11 protein-coding genes are annotated in these 15,011 nt (G+C 71.4%); 6 read left to right on the forward strand and 5 right to left on the reverse strand.

Annotation, left to right across the window (positions count from 1 at the left end; genetic code table 11):
* Nucleotides 1-124 precede the first annotated feature (124 nt).
* From ACIO1C_RS11545 to ACIO1C_RS11565, 5 genes are all read left to right on the forward strand, one after another.
* On the forward strand, nt 125-2,845 hold the full coding sequence (locus ACIO1C_RS11545) for a glycosyl hydrolase family 95 catalytic domain-containing protein (protein ID WP_401861317.1): 2,721 nt from the start codon (nt 125-127) through the stop codon (nt 2,843-2,845).
* Between the two features lie 188 nt (nt 2,846-3,033).
* The gene (locus tag ACIO1C_RS11550) at nt 3,034-4,005 is read left to right on the forward strand and encodes a YbhN family protein (RefSeq protein WP_401861319.1); all 972 of its coding nucleotides are present in this window, start codon (nt 3,034-3,036) and stop codon (nt 4,003-4,005) included.
* Between the two features lie 129 nt (nt 4,006-4,134).
* On the forward strand, nt 4,135-5,070 hold the full coding sequence (gene hemC / locus ACIO1C_RS11555) for a hydroxymethylbilane synthase (RefSeq protein WP_401861322.1): 936 nt from the start codon (nt 4,135-4,137) through the stop codon (nt 5,068-5,070).
* Between the two features lie 305 nt (nt 5,071-5,375).
* Nucleotides 5,376-7,001 carry a M4 family metallopeptidase gene (locus ACIO1C_RS11560; protein WP_401861325.1) on the forward strand — a complete coding sequence of 542 codons (1,626 nt, stop codon included), beginning with the start codon at nt 5,376-5,378 and terminating at the stop codon, nt 6,999-7,001.
* A gap of 226 nt (nt 7,002-7,227) precedes the next feature.
* Nucleotides 7,228-8,658, forward strand: a complete 1,431-nt coding sequence (locus ACIO1C_RS11565) for an MFS transporter (RefSeq protein WP_401861327.1) — start codon at nt 7,228-7,230, stop codon at nt 8,656-8,658.
* 131 nt (nt 8,659-8,789) lie between these two features.
* Here ACIO1C_RS11565 and ACIO1C_RS11570 read toward each other — a convergent pair whose 3' ends face one another.
* From ACIO1C_RS11570 to ACIO1C_RS11580, 3 genes are all read right to left on the reverse strand, one after another.
* On the reverse strand, nt 8,790-9,848 hold the full coding sequence (locus ACIO1C_RS11570) for a hypothetical protein (RefSeq protein WP_401861330.1): 1,059 nt from the start codon (nt 9,846-9,848) through the stop codon (nt 8,790-8,792).
* A 158-nt stretch (nt 9,849-10,006) separates the two neighbouring features.
* Nucleotides 10,007-10,768, reverse strand: a complete 762-nt coding sequence (locus ACIO1C_RS11575; protein ID WP_401861333.1) for a hypothetical protein — start codon at nt 10,766-10,768, stop codon at nt 10,007-10,009.
* A complete protein-coding gene (locus tag ACIO1C_RS11580; protein WP_401861335.1) occupies nt 10,765-11,403 on the reverse strand; it encodes a sigma-70 family RNA polymerase sigma factor in 639 nt (212 codons plus the stop codon). The genes ACIO1C_RS11575 and ACIO1C_RS11580 overlap by 4 nt, the downstream gene beginning before the upstream one ends.
* A 192-nt stretch (nt 11,404-11,595) precedes the next feature.
* Between ACIO1C_RS11580 and ACIO1C_RS11585 the strand changes: the two genes are divergently transcribed.
* Nucleotides 11,596-12,405 carry an SAM-dependent methyltransferase gene (locus ACIO1C_RS11585; protein ID WP_401861338.1) on the forward strand — a complete coding sequence of 270 codons (810 nt, stop codon included), beginning with the start codon at nt 11,596-11,598 and terminating at the stop codon, nt 12,403-12,405.
* A 210-nt stretch (nt 12,406-12,615) separates the two neighbouring features.
* Here the strand turns inward: ACIO1C_RS11585 and ACIO1C_RS11590 are convergent, their stop codons facing one another.
* Both ACIO1C_RS11590 and ACIO1C_RS11595 read right to left on the reverse strand, forming a co-directional pair.
* On the reverse strand, nt 12,616-13,650 hold the full coding sequence (locus tag ACIO1C_RS11590; protein ID WP_401861340.1) for a hemolysin family protein: 1,035 nt from the start codon (nt 13,648-13,650) through the stop codon (nt 12,616-12,618).
* Nucleotides 13,647-14,978, reverse strand: a complete 1,332-nt coding sequence (locus ACIO1C_RS11595) for a hemolysin family protein (RefSeq protein WP_401861343.1) — start codon at nt 14,976-14,978, stop codon at nt 13,647-13,649. Before ACIO1C_RS11595 ends, ACIO1C_RS11590 begins: the two co-directional genes overlap by 4 nt.
* Nucleotides 14,979-15,011: the final 33 nt, after the last annotated feature.

Genomic DNA, 15,011 nt, shown 5'->3' on the forward strand with positions numbered 1-15,011 from the left:
GTTGCGCGCATGTCACGTCGCTGCTTCGCGCTGCTCCTCCATCCCCGCCCGGTTCCGCCACCAGCCGCTGTTCTCCGCACGTTCCCCCGCACCTCCCCCTCGCCGCCCGTGGGAGTGACACACCATGAGAGCCACCCGACTACCCGTCTTTCTCCTTGCCCTCGCCAGCCTGTTCGGCGGTCTCGCCGGTGCGCCGGCCTCCGCGTCGACCACCGACGCCGCGTTCAACTCCTCGACCGGTGCCCTGGACGTGGACTACGCGAGCTATCTCTCCAAGCACGACATCGTCTACAACCGGCCGAACACCAGCCCCGTGCAGGGCCTGACGGTCGGTAACGGCAGGACCGGCGCGATGGCGTGGCAGGAGAACGGCCTGACCATGCAGGTCTCCGGGGTCGACACCTCGCAGCAGACCGCGTTCGGTGCCGGCCTGCTCAACCTGCGGACCACCCCCGCGATGGACTCGGGCTACTCCACGTACCAGCAGCGCCTCTCGCTGTACGACGGGACGCTCACCACCAAGTACGACAACAACCGCACGGTCACCGTGATGGGTTCGCCGAACTCCGAGGTCATGGGTGTCCATGTGGAGGACACCCGGGGCGGGATCTCGAACATCTCCCTCGACCTGAGCCTCTGGGACGTCTCCTCGCTGGGCAACAGCGGGGACGTGCCGAACCTCGACACCTGGAAGACGGTGTCGACCTACGCGGACTCCACCGGCGCCGGACTGAGCCGGGGTCAGGCCGACCCGCAGAACTTCGGCTACACCCTGGCGGCGACCGTCGAGGGCGCGCCGTACACCGCGCAGGTCGTGGACGGCCGCAAGGTGCGGCTCACGATCACCCCGTCGTCCAGCTACACCATCTGGTTCACCGCCAGCAGCCGGCTCAACGCGCCGTCGCACAACTCGGTCAGTCAGGCCAAGAACGCGCTGAACGCGGTCAAGGGCACGGGATACACCAACACGTACAACAGCTACCGCAATTGGTGGCACGCGTTCTGGCAGAAGTCGTTCGTCCAGTACTCCAACGGGTCCAAGGACGCGGACTACATGGAGAACATCTACTACCTGAGCACGTACATGATCGCGGCCGGCGGGTACGGCACCAAGCCCCTCCACTTCATCAACGGTGTCTTCCGGGCGACCGGGGACGCGACGAAGTGGAGCAATGCGTACTGGTACTGGAACCAACGCGACGTCTACAACTCGTTCCTGGCGTCCAACCACAGTGATCTGCTCAACGGGTTCAACCGGTTGTACAGCGACAACTTCAACGCGCTGAAGTCGGCGACCCAGACCAGATACGGCGTGGACGGCATCTGGGTCCCGGAGACGATGGGCTGGGACGGCAACGCGCGCGGCACGGTCAACAGCGACTACACGAAGAACATCTGGTCGACCGGCGCCGAGGCCGCGTACAACATGTTCCTCCAGTACAAGTACACCAACGACGCCAACTACCTGCGGAACACGGCGTATCCGTTCATGCGCGAGGTCGTCAAGTTCTACCAGGCGAAGCTCTCCCGCAACGCGAGCACCGGCCAGTACTACGTGGCGACGTCCAACTCGCACGAGACGTACTGGAACGTGCCCAACGCCATCACCGACCTCGCGGCCGTCCGCATGCTCTTCCCGCTCGCCATCCAGGCGGGGTCGCAGCTGGGCCTCGACGCCACCCTGCGCCCGCAGTGGCAGTCGATCCTCGACAACCTGATCCCGTACCCGGCGGACGCCAACACCTATCTGCCGCACACCCCGCCGATCGCCCAGACCCGCAACAACGAGAACGTCGCCTCCGAGCTGATCTGGCCGTACGACCTCACGGGCATCGGCTACCCCGACCAGCAGAAGGCGATCAACACCTGGAACGCGCGGCCCTTCCCGTACGGGAACGTCTGGGCGCCCGACGCCGTGCAGGCGGCCCGGCTGGGCCTGGGGGACCAGACCTACCAGGGCATGAAGACCATGCTGCGGCAGTACCAGAACTACCCGAACGGCATGACGACCAACACCAACGGTGTCTTCGAGTACCTCGGGGTGCACCTGACCGCGATGAACGAGTCGCTGCTCCAGTCGTACAACGACAAGATCCGGGTCTTTCCCGCCGTGCCCACGGACTCGACGTTCGTCGGCAAGTTCAGCCTCCAGGCGAAGGGCGGCTTCACGGTCAGCTCGGAGCGTGAAGGTGGCGAGGTCAAGTACGTCGGCGTCAAGAGCCAGTTCGGCAACAGCGCCCGCGTCGTGAACCCCTGGGGCACCCAGCAGGTCAGGGTCCGCCGGGTCTCCGACAACGCGATCATCACGACCGCCACCAGCGCCGAGATCACGTTCGCGACGGCGGCCAACACGGTCTACGTCGTCGAGCGCACCGCCAAGCCGCTGTCCAACTACACCACCACGCGGCTCACCGGAACGGTCAACCAGGGCTCCAAGGCGCTGAGCGGCACGGCCTCCACCCTGGGCATCTCCGGCACGTCGAACCCCATGGTCAACAACACCGCGCTGACGTACGACAGCAACTGGCACCTCACGAGCCCGCGAGGGTACGGCGACTACAACGACGACACCCACCACAGCAACACGGTGGGCGCGGTCGCGCAGTACACCTTCACCGGGACCGGCATCCAGTACCTGTCCGAGCGCAACGGCGACATGGGGACGGTGGACGTCTATATCGACAACGTCCTCCAGGCCACGGTGAATCTGAACGCGTCGGGAGCGCGACAGGTCCAACAAGTGGTCTGGCAGAAGTCCGGACTCTCGTCGGGCACGCACACGTTCAAGGTCATCAACAGGAGCACAGCGGTGGGGATGATCGACGCGCTGCGGATCACTCCGTAGGTCCGGATCGTTTCCCGAGCCGGTCCTCCGGCCGGCGGCCCAGGCGCTGTCCCGCACCGGGACAGCGCCTGTCCGTCGTCTCCTGGCCCGCCCCAGGACGCCGGGACGTCGCGCTCACCTGAGAGACTCACGGCGAGAGCACTTCCCGGCAGGTGCCCGCGCACCACGGACCAGGGACGACCGAGCCGATGGCCCTACTTCACCCGTCCGTCCCGCCCGGCGGCCTCCTGCGGCGGCTGCCGCTGCGTCAGATCCTCATGGTCCTGCCGGTCGCGGCGGTCGGCGTCTGGGTCGCCCTGCACTGGCCGCTCATCGTCTCCGGAGGCCGGGAACTCCTCACGGCCGACCGCTCCTGGCTGCTCGCCGCCGTGACGGCCACCGGGCTCGGCTGGGTGGCCGTGTCCTTCACCCGGCAGGGGACCGTCCTGGAGAGGCTGCCCGCCGGACGGCTCCTCGCCACGCAGTTCGCCGCCGGCGCGGCCAACCACCTGCTGCCCGCCGGGCTCGGCGCGGGCGCCGTCAACCTGCGCTTCCTGCGCCGCTGCGGTCTCCCGCTGTCCCGCTCCTCCGCCTCCCTCGCGCTGTACCTGCTGGCCGAGTCCATCGGGCGGGTCGTCCTCCTGACCGTCCTGCTGACGGCCTTTCCCCGGGCGCTGCGGCTGGACGGCCTCGTCCCGGACGGGGCCGGGCCGGCCCTCGCCGCGGCGGCGGGCGCGGTGCTCGGCGCGGTGGCCCTCGCGCTCTTCGCCGTACGGCCGCTGCGCCGCCTCGTCCGCGACTTCCTGCGCGTCGCGCTGACCGAGGCGCGCGGCCTGCACACCAGGCCGGCCCGCGCGCTGGCCCTGTGGGGCGGCTCGCTCGCCTTCCCCGCCCTCCAGGCGGCCGGGCTGGTCGCGGTGGCGCTGGCGCTCCACGTGCCCGTACCGGCGATCCACGTGGCCATCGCCTACCTCGCGGCGAGCGTGGCGGCGGCCGCCGTACCGACCCCGGGCGGCATCGGCTCGGTGGACGCCGCCCTGGTCGTCGCGCTGGTGACAGCGGGCGCGTCGGTCGCCGTGGCCACCTCGGCCGTCCTCGGCTTCCGCATCATCACGGTCTGGCTGCCCCTGGTCCCCGGCGCACTGGTGCTGGGTCATCTGGTCCGCAGAAAGGTCGTCTGACCCGGCGCGGGCGCCGTCACGCGCGTGACCTGCGGAGCCGCCGTGACGGTCCTTGTTGTTTGGGCGCTTGGGGCGGTGGGTACAGAAGTTCGGTTACGAGGGGCGTCCGCGACGGCCTATCGTGGTCCCATGTCCGCTCCCGCGCTGATCCGTATCGTCTCCCGCGACTCGCCCATGGCCCTCGCCCAGGTGGAGCGAGTCCGTGCCGAACTGGGCCTGCTCCACCCCGGTATCGCCACCGAGGTCGTCCCGGTCAAGACCACCGGCGACAAGTGGATGGGAGATCTGTCCCAGGTCGAGGGCAAGGGGGCGTTCACCAAGGAGGTCGACGCGGCCCTGCTCAACGGTGAGGCGGACCTGGCCGTGCACTGTGTGAAGGACGTGCCCGCGGACCGGCCGCTGCCGGCCGGCACCGTCTTCGCCGCCTTCCTGCGCCGGGACGACATCCGGGACGCGCTCATCCACCCCGGCGGCCTCACGCTCGACGAGCTGCCCGCCGGCACCAGGATCGGTACGTCCTCGGTCCGCCGCGTCGCCCAACTCGCCGCGTCCCACCCGGACCTGGAGTGCGTCCCGTTCCGGGGCAACGCCAACCGCCGGCTGGAGAAGCTCGCCGCGGGCGAGGCCGACGCGCTGCTCCTCGCCGCCGCCGGCCTCCGCCGGATCGGCCGCGAGGACGTCATCACCGAGATCCTGTCGCCCGACACGATGTGCCCCCCGATCGGCGCGGGCATCCTCGCCCTCCAGTGCCGCCAGGGCGACACGGAGCTCATCGACACGGTCAGCGACCTCGGCGACCCGGACACGTACCGGGAGGCCACCGCCGAGCGGATGTTCCTCCACGTCCTCCAGGGCCACTGCAACAGCCCGATCGCCGGGTACGCGAAGGCCGGGCGCGGCGGCGAACTCTCGCTGCGGGCCCGCGTGTTCACCCCCGACGGCAAAACGGTCCTCAACGCCCACGAGTGGGCAGGCCGGCTGGATCCGGCGACTCTCGGTACATCCGTGGCGGTCGCGCTCCTGCGACAGGGCGCGCGCGAGCTGATCGACAGCATCGCCCACTGACCTCCGCACGTCCCTGTTGGGCGGCTCCCCCCTCGGGGGAGCCGCCCAATTCGCTTGTCAGGACGTCCGTTTGATCTCCGTATGTGGCATGTAACTGACAACACAAGGTCAAATCCTCGTTTCGTATCTGTCCGAACGAGCCTCTTCGATGTCACTCTCTGGACGGCTCACCGCGCGTAGACCGTGCGGTGGGTCCACGTGGCACCCACGTGTAGCTCCATCAGCAGGAAGGCGGCCCACCCCACGGCCGCCGCCGCACCCCCACAAGGGCCGCCGACCGGTGGCCCGACACTCTTGGAGACTGAGTGAGACTCGTAGCTTCCACCCCCCGCAAGAACGCCGTCCGCGTCGGCGCGCTCGTCGCCTCCGCCGCGATGGTGGCCGTCGCCTTCCAGAGCGGCCCGGCCGTCGCCCAGCCCGACGCCGCCCGTGACAGCGGCGCCGTCGCCGTGGCGTTCACCGCCGCCCAGCGTGTGACCGCCATCCAGTCCGCCCAGGCGGACACGGCGAGCGAGGCCAAGACTCTCGGTCTCGGCGCGCAGGAGAAGCTGGTCGTCAGGGACGTCATCAAGGACGCCGACGGCACCGTGCACACCCGGTACGAGCGGACCTTCGCGGGCCTGCCCGTGCTCGGCGGCGACCTCGTCGTCCACGAGAGCCCGGCCGGCAAGCAGACCGTCACCAAGGCGACCTCGGCCAAGATAGCCGTGGCCACCACCGACGCGGCGGTCACCGCCTCCGGCGCCAAGTCGACCGCGCTCAAGGCCGCTTCCGCGGAGAAGACCGCCAAGGCCGAGACGGGCACCGCGCCCCGCAAGGTCGTCTGGGCGGCCGACAGCAAGCCCGTCCTCGCCTGGGAGACCGTCGTCAAGGGCTTCCAGCCCGACGGCACCCCGAGCGAACTGCACGTCGTCACCGACGCGGCCACCGGCAAGGAGCTGTTCCGGGACGAGGCCATCGAGACGGGCACCGGCACCGGCAAGTACAACGGCACCGTGCCGCTCACGACGACCAAGAGCGGCACCACGTACAACCTCACCGACGGCGCGCGCGGCGGCCACAAGACGTACGACCTGAACCAGAAGACGTCGGGCACCGGCACCCTCTTCACCGACGCCGACGACGTCTGGAGCGGCGGGCGCCAGACCGCCGCCGTGGACGTCGCCTACGGCGCGGCCGAGACCTGGGACTTCTACAAGAACGTCCTGGGCCGCAACGGCATCAAGAACAACGGTGTCGCGTCCTACTCCCGCGCCCACTACGGCAACAGCTACGTGAACGCGTTCTGGGACGACAGCTGCTTCTGCATGACGTACGGCGACGGCTCGGGCAACGCCAACCCGCTGACGTCGATCGACGTCGCCGCCCACGAGATGAGCCACGGCCTCACCGCGGCCACGGCGAAGCTGACGTACTCGGCGGAGTCCGGCGGTCTCAACGAGGCCACCTCCGACATCTTCGGCACCGCGGTCGAGTTCTACTCCAACACCTCCACCGACCCGGGGGACTACCTCATCGGTGAGAAGATCAACATCAACGGCAACGGCACGCCGCTGCGCTACCAGGACAAGCCGAGCAAGGACGGCGCCTCCAAGGACGCCTGGTCGTCGACCCTGAAGAACCTCGACGTCCACTACTCCTCGGGCCCGGCCAACCACTTCTTCTACCTGCTGTCCGAGGGCAGCGGCGCGAAGACCATCAACGGCGTGAGCTACAACAGCCCCACGTCCAACGGATCGACGGTCACCGGCATCGGCCGGGACAAGGCCATCCAGATCTGGTACAAGGCGCTCACCACGTACATGACGTCGAGCACCAACTACGCGAAGGCGCGCACCGCGACGCTGAGCGCGGCCGGCGCGCTGTACGGCACGACCAGCGCCGAGTACAAGGCCGTCGGCGCCGCGTGGAGCGCCGTCAGCGTCGCCTGACCCGGCGTAACACCCAGCAGGAGGCGGTTCCCCGGGCACGGGCCCCTCGCGTTCGCGACGCGAGGGACCCGTGCCCGGCCGTTTTCGCCGGGCGGCCGTGCGGCCGGGGTGGTGAGGATTCGTCACGCGCCCCCCACGGCGAGGTGCCGTGTGCCGGGACGCCGCCCGGCCGCATGATGGGCGGACCTGCCCGTGGGGGGACGCCCAGAGAGAGGAAGACGGCTCCGTGTCCTCGCAGCCCCCCGACCCCCGGCGCTGGAAGGCGCTCGCCGTCTGTCTTGTCGCGGCCTTCATGACCCTGCTCGACGTGTCCATCGTCAATGTCGCGCTGCCGTCGATCCGGGAGGGGCTCGGCGCCCCCGAGTCCGATCTCCAGTGGGTCGTCTCCGGATACGCCCTGGTCTACGGCCTCTTCCTGATCCCCGCGGGCCGCCTCGGCGACGCCCGGGGCAGGCGTCCGGTGTTCATGGTGGGCCTCACCCTCTTCGTCCTCGCGTCGGCGGCCTGCGGCGCCGCGCAGTCCAGCGGGTGGCTGGTGACCGCCCGGCTGATCCAGGGAGCCGCGGGCGGTGTCGTCGCCCCCCAGGTGTCCGCCCTGATCCAGCAGATGTTCTCCGGCCGGGAACGCGGCCGTGCCTTCGGCATGTTCGGCACGGTCGTCGGGATCTCCACCGCCGTCGGCCCCCTGCTCGGCGGGCTGATCATCCAGGCGGCCGGCGCGCACGACGGCTGGCGGTGGGTGTTCTACGTCAACCTGCCACTGGGGGCCGTCTGCCTTCTGCTGGCCCACCGTCTGCTGCCCGACACCCCGGCGGCGGGCCACGTCCGGATCCGCGACCTCGACCCGGTCGGCGTGCTGCTGCTCGGTTCGGGGGTGGTGGCTCTCCTGCTGCCCTTCGTGGAGTCACGCGAGTGGCACGGGAACAGCAAGTGGCTGCTGGTGGTGGTCGCCGGCGCGCTGCTGACGGCCTTCGTACGGTGGGAGGCCCACAGCAGGAAGGGCGGCACCCAGCCGGTCCTGAACCTGGCCCTCTTCCGTATCCATTCGTTCTGGCTGGGCTGTCTGATGATCCTGTTCTACTTCGGCGGCTTCACCTCGATCTTCTTCATCACCACACTCTTCCTCCAGAGCGGACTGCACTACTCGGCGCTCCTGGCCGGACTGACCATCACCCCCTTCGCCCTGGGCTCCGGAGTGTCGGCGGGCATCGGCGGACGGCTGGTCGGCCGCTTCGGCCGGTCGCTGATCGTCGTCGGGCTGACCATGGTGGTGGCCGGGCTGGCGCTCACCGTGCTCGCCGTCCATCTGGTCCCCGGCCACCACGCGGGGTGGGCGATGGCCGGGCCCCTGCTGCTCGCCGGTCTCGGCAGCGGCCTGGTCATCTCGCCGAACCAGACCCTCACCCTCGCCGAGGTGCCGGTCGCCGGCGCGGGCAGCGCGGGCGGCACACTCCAGACGGGCCAGCGGGTGGGCTCCTCGATCGGTATCGCCGCCATCGGCTCCGTCTTCTTCGCGCAGGTCCCCCGGGACGGCTGGGCGTCGGCGTACGACCACGGCCTGGTCGTGTCGGTGGCCTTCGCGCTGGCGGCCCTCGTCGTGGCGGTGACCGACGTGATCGTCGGACACCGGAAGAAGAAGGCGGCGGCGGGCTCGTAGGGGAGAGCGGACCCAGGTGTACGAGCCGCCGCGGCAGGGTCACGGCAGGGGTACGTACCACCACGGCCGCGCCCGCCCACGGGCCGGGAGATCCGGTACGTGGACGGGCGCGGCCCGTGCGGAACTCCCGGCTACGCGCGAGCGGCCCCCGCCTGCCGGCGGAGCGTCAGGGCCGTACCGCCGAGGGCCACGGCGGCGACGGCACACACCACCGCCACCACGGAGGCCCCCGGGAACCTGCCCACGCTGCTCGACAGCAGGTCCATGCCGGCGACCGCCGAGACGGCCTGCGCGATCACCACCGCCAGGGCCGCCGAGGCACTCGCCACCCAGAGGCGCACGGTGTCCCGCACCGCCAGCCACAGGGCGCTCACCACACACACCACGGTGAGCGCGAGGGCCAGCACGTCGGCGACGCTGCCGGAACCCAGACGGGTGTAGTCCGTGGGCAGGTGGAGCACCGCGCACACGAGCAGCACCGCCATGGCCGGCCAGCGCAGCACCGACCGCAGTGCGGAGGTGGGGGCGGGGACGGCGGCCTTGCCCGTCCGGCGACGCGGCCGGGCACCCGCTGCCGCCGGGACCTGGGCCCGGTCCGGGGCAGAGGCGGGGCGGCTGAACGCCGCCGCGATCCCCGCCGGGCGTACCGCCCGCACCGGAGCCTCCTGCCCGTCGTCCCCGTCCGCGTCGTCAGCGGCCTCCGTGGCGTCCGTCTCCACGGCGTCCGCCGTGGGCCTGGGACTCCCCATGAACCTGGCGGTCTCGCTCTCGTCGCCGCCGAAGATGCTCACCAGCTCGGCCACGTCCTCGATCGGCCTGCCCACGGCCGCCGCGCGCAGCGTCGTGTCGGCCTCGTCGAACTCGTGGGGAGGCTCGTGCAGCAGGGCGACCAGCTGCATGACCTCCTCCAGGGGACGGGCCACCGCGGCGGCCCGCAGCGCCTCGTCGCCGGGGCTGGGCACCTCACCGGTCCGCCGCAGCAGACTGACCAGCGCGGCGACCTCCTCCAGCGGCCGGGCGGTCGCGGCTGTCCAGAGCAGGGTCCGTATCGGCTCCTGACCGGGCTCCATGGACAGGGTCTCGGTGTCGGTCAGGCCGGTGAGGGCGGCGAGAGCGGCATCGTCCGGCGGACGCGGACGGCTCTCGTCGCGATCCTCGGTGGCGGAATCGAGGTGGGGGTCAAGAGACATGGCGCGGCTCCCTCTGCCGAACTCCACGGGCGGGCACACACCCAGGTGGTCACCGTGCGACCACTTACGGCGCACGCTTTGTTACATGAAATGCCCTGGTGCGGAGATTGCGCCATCCGGGACCGGCATACGAGGGGTTCTCGCCGCACCGCGCATGCTCAGCGCGGCCGGGCCGCCGCCGTTCCCGGCCGGGTGACGGACCGGGCGAGCGGCTGGGTGGCCGGCTGGGTGACCGGCCAGGTGACCAGCGTCTCGTCGGGCTGCGGCACCTCGCCGTAGTCCTCGTCCGCGCTGTCGACGCGCAGCCGGTTGACGACGGCCTCCAGCGCGGCGGGCAGCGTGGGATGCCTGCCCCGGTGGCACTGGCCGATGAGGTCGTGGAGGACGGCTTCGGGCAGCAGCGAGGACAGCGAAGGGACCGGGGACGGCGCGGCGTCCGCGGGGGTGGGGCGGGGCTCGGCCAGCCTGCGGGACTCGGCGCGCCAGTGGGCCGCGTCCCGGAACTCGGCACGCTGCTGGTGGGCGAGGAAGAGACAGAACGCCGCCGTCCGGTTGCCGCCGCCCGCGGCGAACTGCCACCAGAACTGGGCCGCGTCCCGGTGCCCCGTCAGATGCAGCAGCGCGGCGAAGACGACGGCGCCCTGCGGGTCTATCCGGTCGTGGTCGACCAGCTGGGCCAGGCAGCCGGCCGCCTCGGGGGCGTTCAGGACCAGCGCGACGGCCAGGTCCAGGTCGCGGGCGGCCTGTTCGTGCGCCGTGGCACCGCTCCCGGGGGGCCGCGAGGCGGCCTCCGCCCGCTCCCCGGCCCGCGCGGCGGCACGCCGCAGCGCGCTGTCGGTGTCGTAGTTGTCGTAGGTGCCCGCGAGGACCTCCGCGTCGTCCAGCAGCAGCTCGACCGGGGCGCCTTCGGTGCCCCTCACCGGGCGGGTCCCAACTCCCTGGCCAGCCGTCGCCGTGCGTGTCGTACGTGCGAGCGGACGGTCGGCACCTCGATGCCCAGGTACTCGGCGACCACTTCGTCCGGGACGCGCAGCACGTAGCGCAGCACGACGACGTCGTACTGCCGCTCGGGCAGCCGCGAGATGGCGCCGTACAGGCCGATCTCGTTCTCCAGGACCGTGAACTGATCGGGTGTCCCGTGCTGGAGGAGCTTGCGGGCGGCCGCGTCGAACGCCGCGGTGTCGACGAGGGCGGACGGTCCGTCGTGCGCGTCCTGCCGCCGGGCGACCTCCTCCTTGAGGACCGCCCAGGCGTACTGCGACACGGACTCCTGGAGCAGGACGTGCGGCCAGAGCTCCAGCAGCCGGGCGCAGGCCGACTCGACCACCCTCTCGGCGGCGGGCCGGGAACCGACCTGGGTGTGGGCGTACCGCAGCCACAGCCGGTGGTGGTGGGCGGCGAAGGCGTCGAACGTCAGGGCCAGTCGGCGGCTGGAACGGTCCGTGTGCCGGCGTACGCCGGGCGCGGTCCGATCCGGTCCCGCCGGGTCGCGCGGATCCGGCCGAGCCGGGTCGCGTACCTCCACGCCCAGGGCCCCGTCGCTGTCACGGGCCATCAGGTGCCGCCCTTTCGGTACTTCCCCGTCAGGAAGGGATTTCCTTCCGGGGGTCAGTCAACCGGATGTCTGTGGTGGCGGTGGAGTGGTTCGGCGAAAAACTTTCTGCGCGTCACCCTCCGCGCAGGGGGAGTTGACGCGTCTCGTACCGTGGTTCCTCCTAGTGGGCGGACGTGGGAAGCGGGGCGTGCGGTGGCGGACGGCAGCACGGTGGACCTGGAGCTGGACAGGGCGCATTCAGCCCGGATGTACGACTACTACCTGGGCGGGACGACCAATTTCCCGGCCGATCGGGAGGGGGCGGCGCGCGCGATGAGCGCTTTCCCCTCGATCCTGGCGACCGCGCGGATCAACCGGCGTTTCATGCACCGTTCCGTGCGGTTCCTCGCACGCTCGGGGATGGACCAGTTCCTCGACATAGGCACCGGTATCCCCACGTCACCCAACCTGCACGAGGTCGCGCAGGCGGAGGTCCCGCACGCGCGTGTCGTCTACACGGACAACGACCCGATCGTGCTGGCGCACGCCCGCGCACTCCTGCACAGTCATCCGGCCGGGCGTACCGCGTACGTGGAAGCGGACGTCACCGCGCCCGAGGCGCTGCTGGCCGCCGACGAGATCCGTACGACGCTGGACCTCACCCGGCCGGTCGCCCTCAGCCTCAACGCGCTGCTGCACTTCGTGACCGACGACCACGGCGCCCACGACCTGGTGGACCACCTCAAGGCCGCGCTGCCCTCCGGCAGCACGCTCGCGATCGCCCACGTGACGACGGAGTTCGACCCCGAGGGCATCGCGCGCCTCACCGAGGCCTACCGCGCCTCCGGTACGCCGGGACAGGCCCGTACGCGCGAGGAGATCGCCCGCTTCTTCGACGGCTGGGACCTGCTGGACCCGGGGATCACCGCGTCCCACCGGTGGCGTCCCGACCCGGGCGACGGCCAGGACGGGTCCACCGACAAGGAAGCGGCCTGCTACGTGGGCGTGGCCCGCAAGCCCTGAAATGGGGTGCGGCGTTCGCGACAGGCCCCGCGCGCCGGATCCGGCGCGCGGACGGCTCCGCTCCGTTACCGAGTCGTCGCCTTCGGCTCCGGGCCGACGTGTTCCCTTCCCGGCGCGAATGCGGTACCCATTACGGACGCGGACGAGGAGCGGCCGGTGCCCGGGGCGGGGCACCGGTCGCTCCTCTGCCGCCGTGTCCGGTTCTCCCGGTCAGCCGGCGGCTGCCTGGACACCGGCGGCGGGACCGACCAGTTCGTCCAGGACGTCTTCCATGGTGACAAAGCCGATGACGGTTCCCCGGTCGCCGGTGACCGCGGCCAGATGCGTGCCGGCGGCGCGCATCGCGGTCATCGTGTCGTCGAGCGGGGTGTCGATCTCGACCCTGACCATGGTGTGCAGGGCGGAGCGCGGGAAGGGCCGCGTCCGGTCGGCCGCGCCGAGGGCGTCCTTGATGTGCAGGTAGCCGAGGACGGTACGGTCGGGGCCGGTGACCGGCAGCCGCGAGAAGCCGGACGACGCGGCCGTCCGCTCCAGCTGCTGCGGGGTGATCCCGTGGTCCACCATGACGGTCCTGCCCAGCGGGACCATCACCTCGCCGGCGGGCCGGGTGCCCAGCTCCAGGGCGTCCCGCAGCCGCTCACCGTCCGCCGGGTCCAGCAGCCCCGCCTCGCTCGAGTCCTTGACCAGCCGGGCGAGTTCGTCGTCCGTGAAGACGGACGTCACCTCGTCCTTGGCCTCGACCCCGAGCAGCCGCAGCAGCAGGTTCGCGAACGCGTTGATCCCGAAGATCACCGGCCGCAGCGCCCGGGTGAGGGCGATCAGCGGCGGCGCGAGCAGCAGCGCGGTCGGCGCGGGCGCCGCCAGCGCGATGTTCTTCGGCACCATCTCGCCGATGAGCATGTGCAGATACGTCGCGAGGGTCAGCGCGACCACGAACGCGATCGGGTGGATCAGCGCCTCGGGCACCCCGACCGCCTCGAACGGCGGCTCCAGCAGGTGCGCGATGGCCGGCTCGGCGACCGCGCCCAGGACCAGCGAGGAGATCGTGATGCCGAGCTGGGCGGTGGCCATGGCCGCGGAGAGGTGCTGCAAGCCCCACAGCGTGGTCTTCGCGCGCCGGCCGCCCTTGAGGGCCGCCGGTTCGATCTGGCTGCGCCGCACCGAGATCAGGGCGAACTCCGCCCCGACAAAAAACGCGTTCGTCAGGAGGGTCAGCGCGCCGATGGTCAGTTGCAGGCCGGTCATCGGGCGTCCTCCGTCAGCGCGGCGGGGAGCGGGGAGGTGATCCGTACCCGGTCGGCCCGGTGGTGCTCGACGCGCAGGACGGCGAACCGCCAGCCGTCCACGTCCAGCCGGTCGGCCGCTACGGGCAGCCGCTCAAGACGGGTCGCGAGCAGGCCCGCGAGCGTTTCGTACGGCCCCTCGGGGGCGGTGAAGCCGATCTCGCCGAGCTGGTCGAGCCGGAGGCTGCCGTCGGCCTCCCACACGCTGCGGCCCTCTGGGCCCGCCGTGACGGGGACCAGGCCCGGGGTCTCGTCCGGGTCGTGTTCGTCCCGTACCTCCCCGACCACCTCCTCCACGATGTCCTCGACGGTGGCGACCCCGGCGGTCCCGCCGTACTCGTCGATCACCACCGCCATCGTGCGCGCCTGGCGCAGTCGCCGCAGCAGCCGGTCGACCGGCAGGGAGTCGGGGACGAGCAGCGGCTTCGTCGCCAGCGCGGTGACCGGGGTGCGGTCGCGCAGGGTCTCGTCCAGGGCGAGGACGTCCCGGATGTGGACCGTGCCGATCACCTCGTCCAGGCTGTTCCGGTAGACGGGGAAGCGGGAGAGGCCGGTGGCCAGGGTGAGCCGCGCCGCGTCCGACGCGGTGGCGTGCGCCTCCAGCGCCCGGACGTCCACGCGCGGCGTCATCACGTTCTCCGCCGACAGGTCGGCGAGGTGCAGGGTCCGTACGAACAGCTCGGCGGAGTCCGCCTCGATGGCCCCCTCGCGCGCCGAGTGCCGGGCCAGGGCGACCAGTTCCTCGGGTGTCCTGGCGGAGGCCAGCTCCTCGGCGGGCTCCAGGCCGAAGCGCCGCACCAGCCGGTTGGCGGTGTTGTTGAGGTGGCGGATCAGGGGGCCGAAGGCGGCGGTGAAGGCGCGCTGCGGTCCCGCCACGACCTTCGCGACGGCCAGGGGGCGGGAGATGGCCCAGTTCTTCGGGACCAGCTCGCCGATCACCATCAGCACGACCGTGGACACCACCACGCCGAGCAGGGTGGCGACGGTGGACACCGCGCCCCCGGGCAGCCCCACGGCCTCCAGGGGGCCGCGCAGCAGCACGGCCAGCGACGGCTCGGCGAGCATGCCGATGACCAGCGAGGTCACCGTGATGCCCAGCTGGGCACCGGAGAGCTGGAACGTCAGACGCTTGGCGGCGGCCAGGGCGCTCGCGGCCCCGCGCTCGCCGGCCGCGGTGGCGCGCTCCAGCTCACCGCGCTCGACGGTGGTGAGGGAGAACTCGGCGGCGACAAAAACCGCGCAGGCGAACGTCAGCGCGAGAGCGAGCAACAGCAGGAGCACTTCGGTCACCGTGCCACCTCCGGCCCCGGGTGTGGCGGGACG

The organism is Streptomyces sp. NPDC087420 (assembly GCF_044744165.1).
Lineage (GTDB): Bacteria > Actinomycetota > Actinomycetes > Streptomycetales > Streptomycetaceae > Streptomyces.

What these genes read in the sequence shown, in the direction of transcription:
- hemC (WP_401861322.1), top strand. Translation starts at nt 4,135, where the DNA reads ATGTCCGCTCCCGCGCTGATCCGTATCGTCTCCCGCGACTCGCCCATG.
- ACIO1C_RS11570 (WP_401861330.1), bottom strand. Translation starts at nt 9,848, where the DNA reads ATGTCTCTTGACCCCCACCTCGATTCCGCCACCGAGGATCGCGACGAG.
- ACIO1C_RS11590 (WP_401861340.1), bottom strand. Translation starts at nt 13,650, where the DNA reads ATGACCGGCCTGCAACTGACCATCGGCGCGCTGACCCTCCTGACGAAC.
- ACIO1C_RS11545 (WP_401861317.1), top strand. Translation starts at nt 125, where the DNA reads ATGAGAGCCACCCGACTACCCGTCTTTCTCCTTGCCCTCGCCAGCCTG.
- ACIO1C_RS11550 (WP_401861319.1), top strand. Translation starts at nt 3,034, where the DNA reads ATGGCCCTACTTCACCCGTCCGTCCCGCCCGGCGGCCTCCTGCGGCGG.
- ACIO1C_RS11580 (WP_401861335.1), bottom strand. Translation starts at nt 11,403, where the DNA reads ATGGCCCGTGACAGCGACGGGGCCCTGGGCGTGGAGGTACGCGACCCG.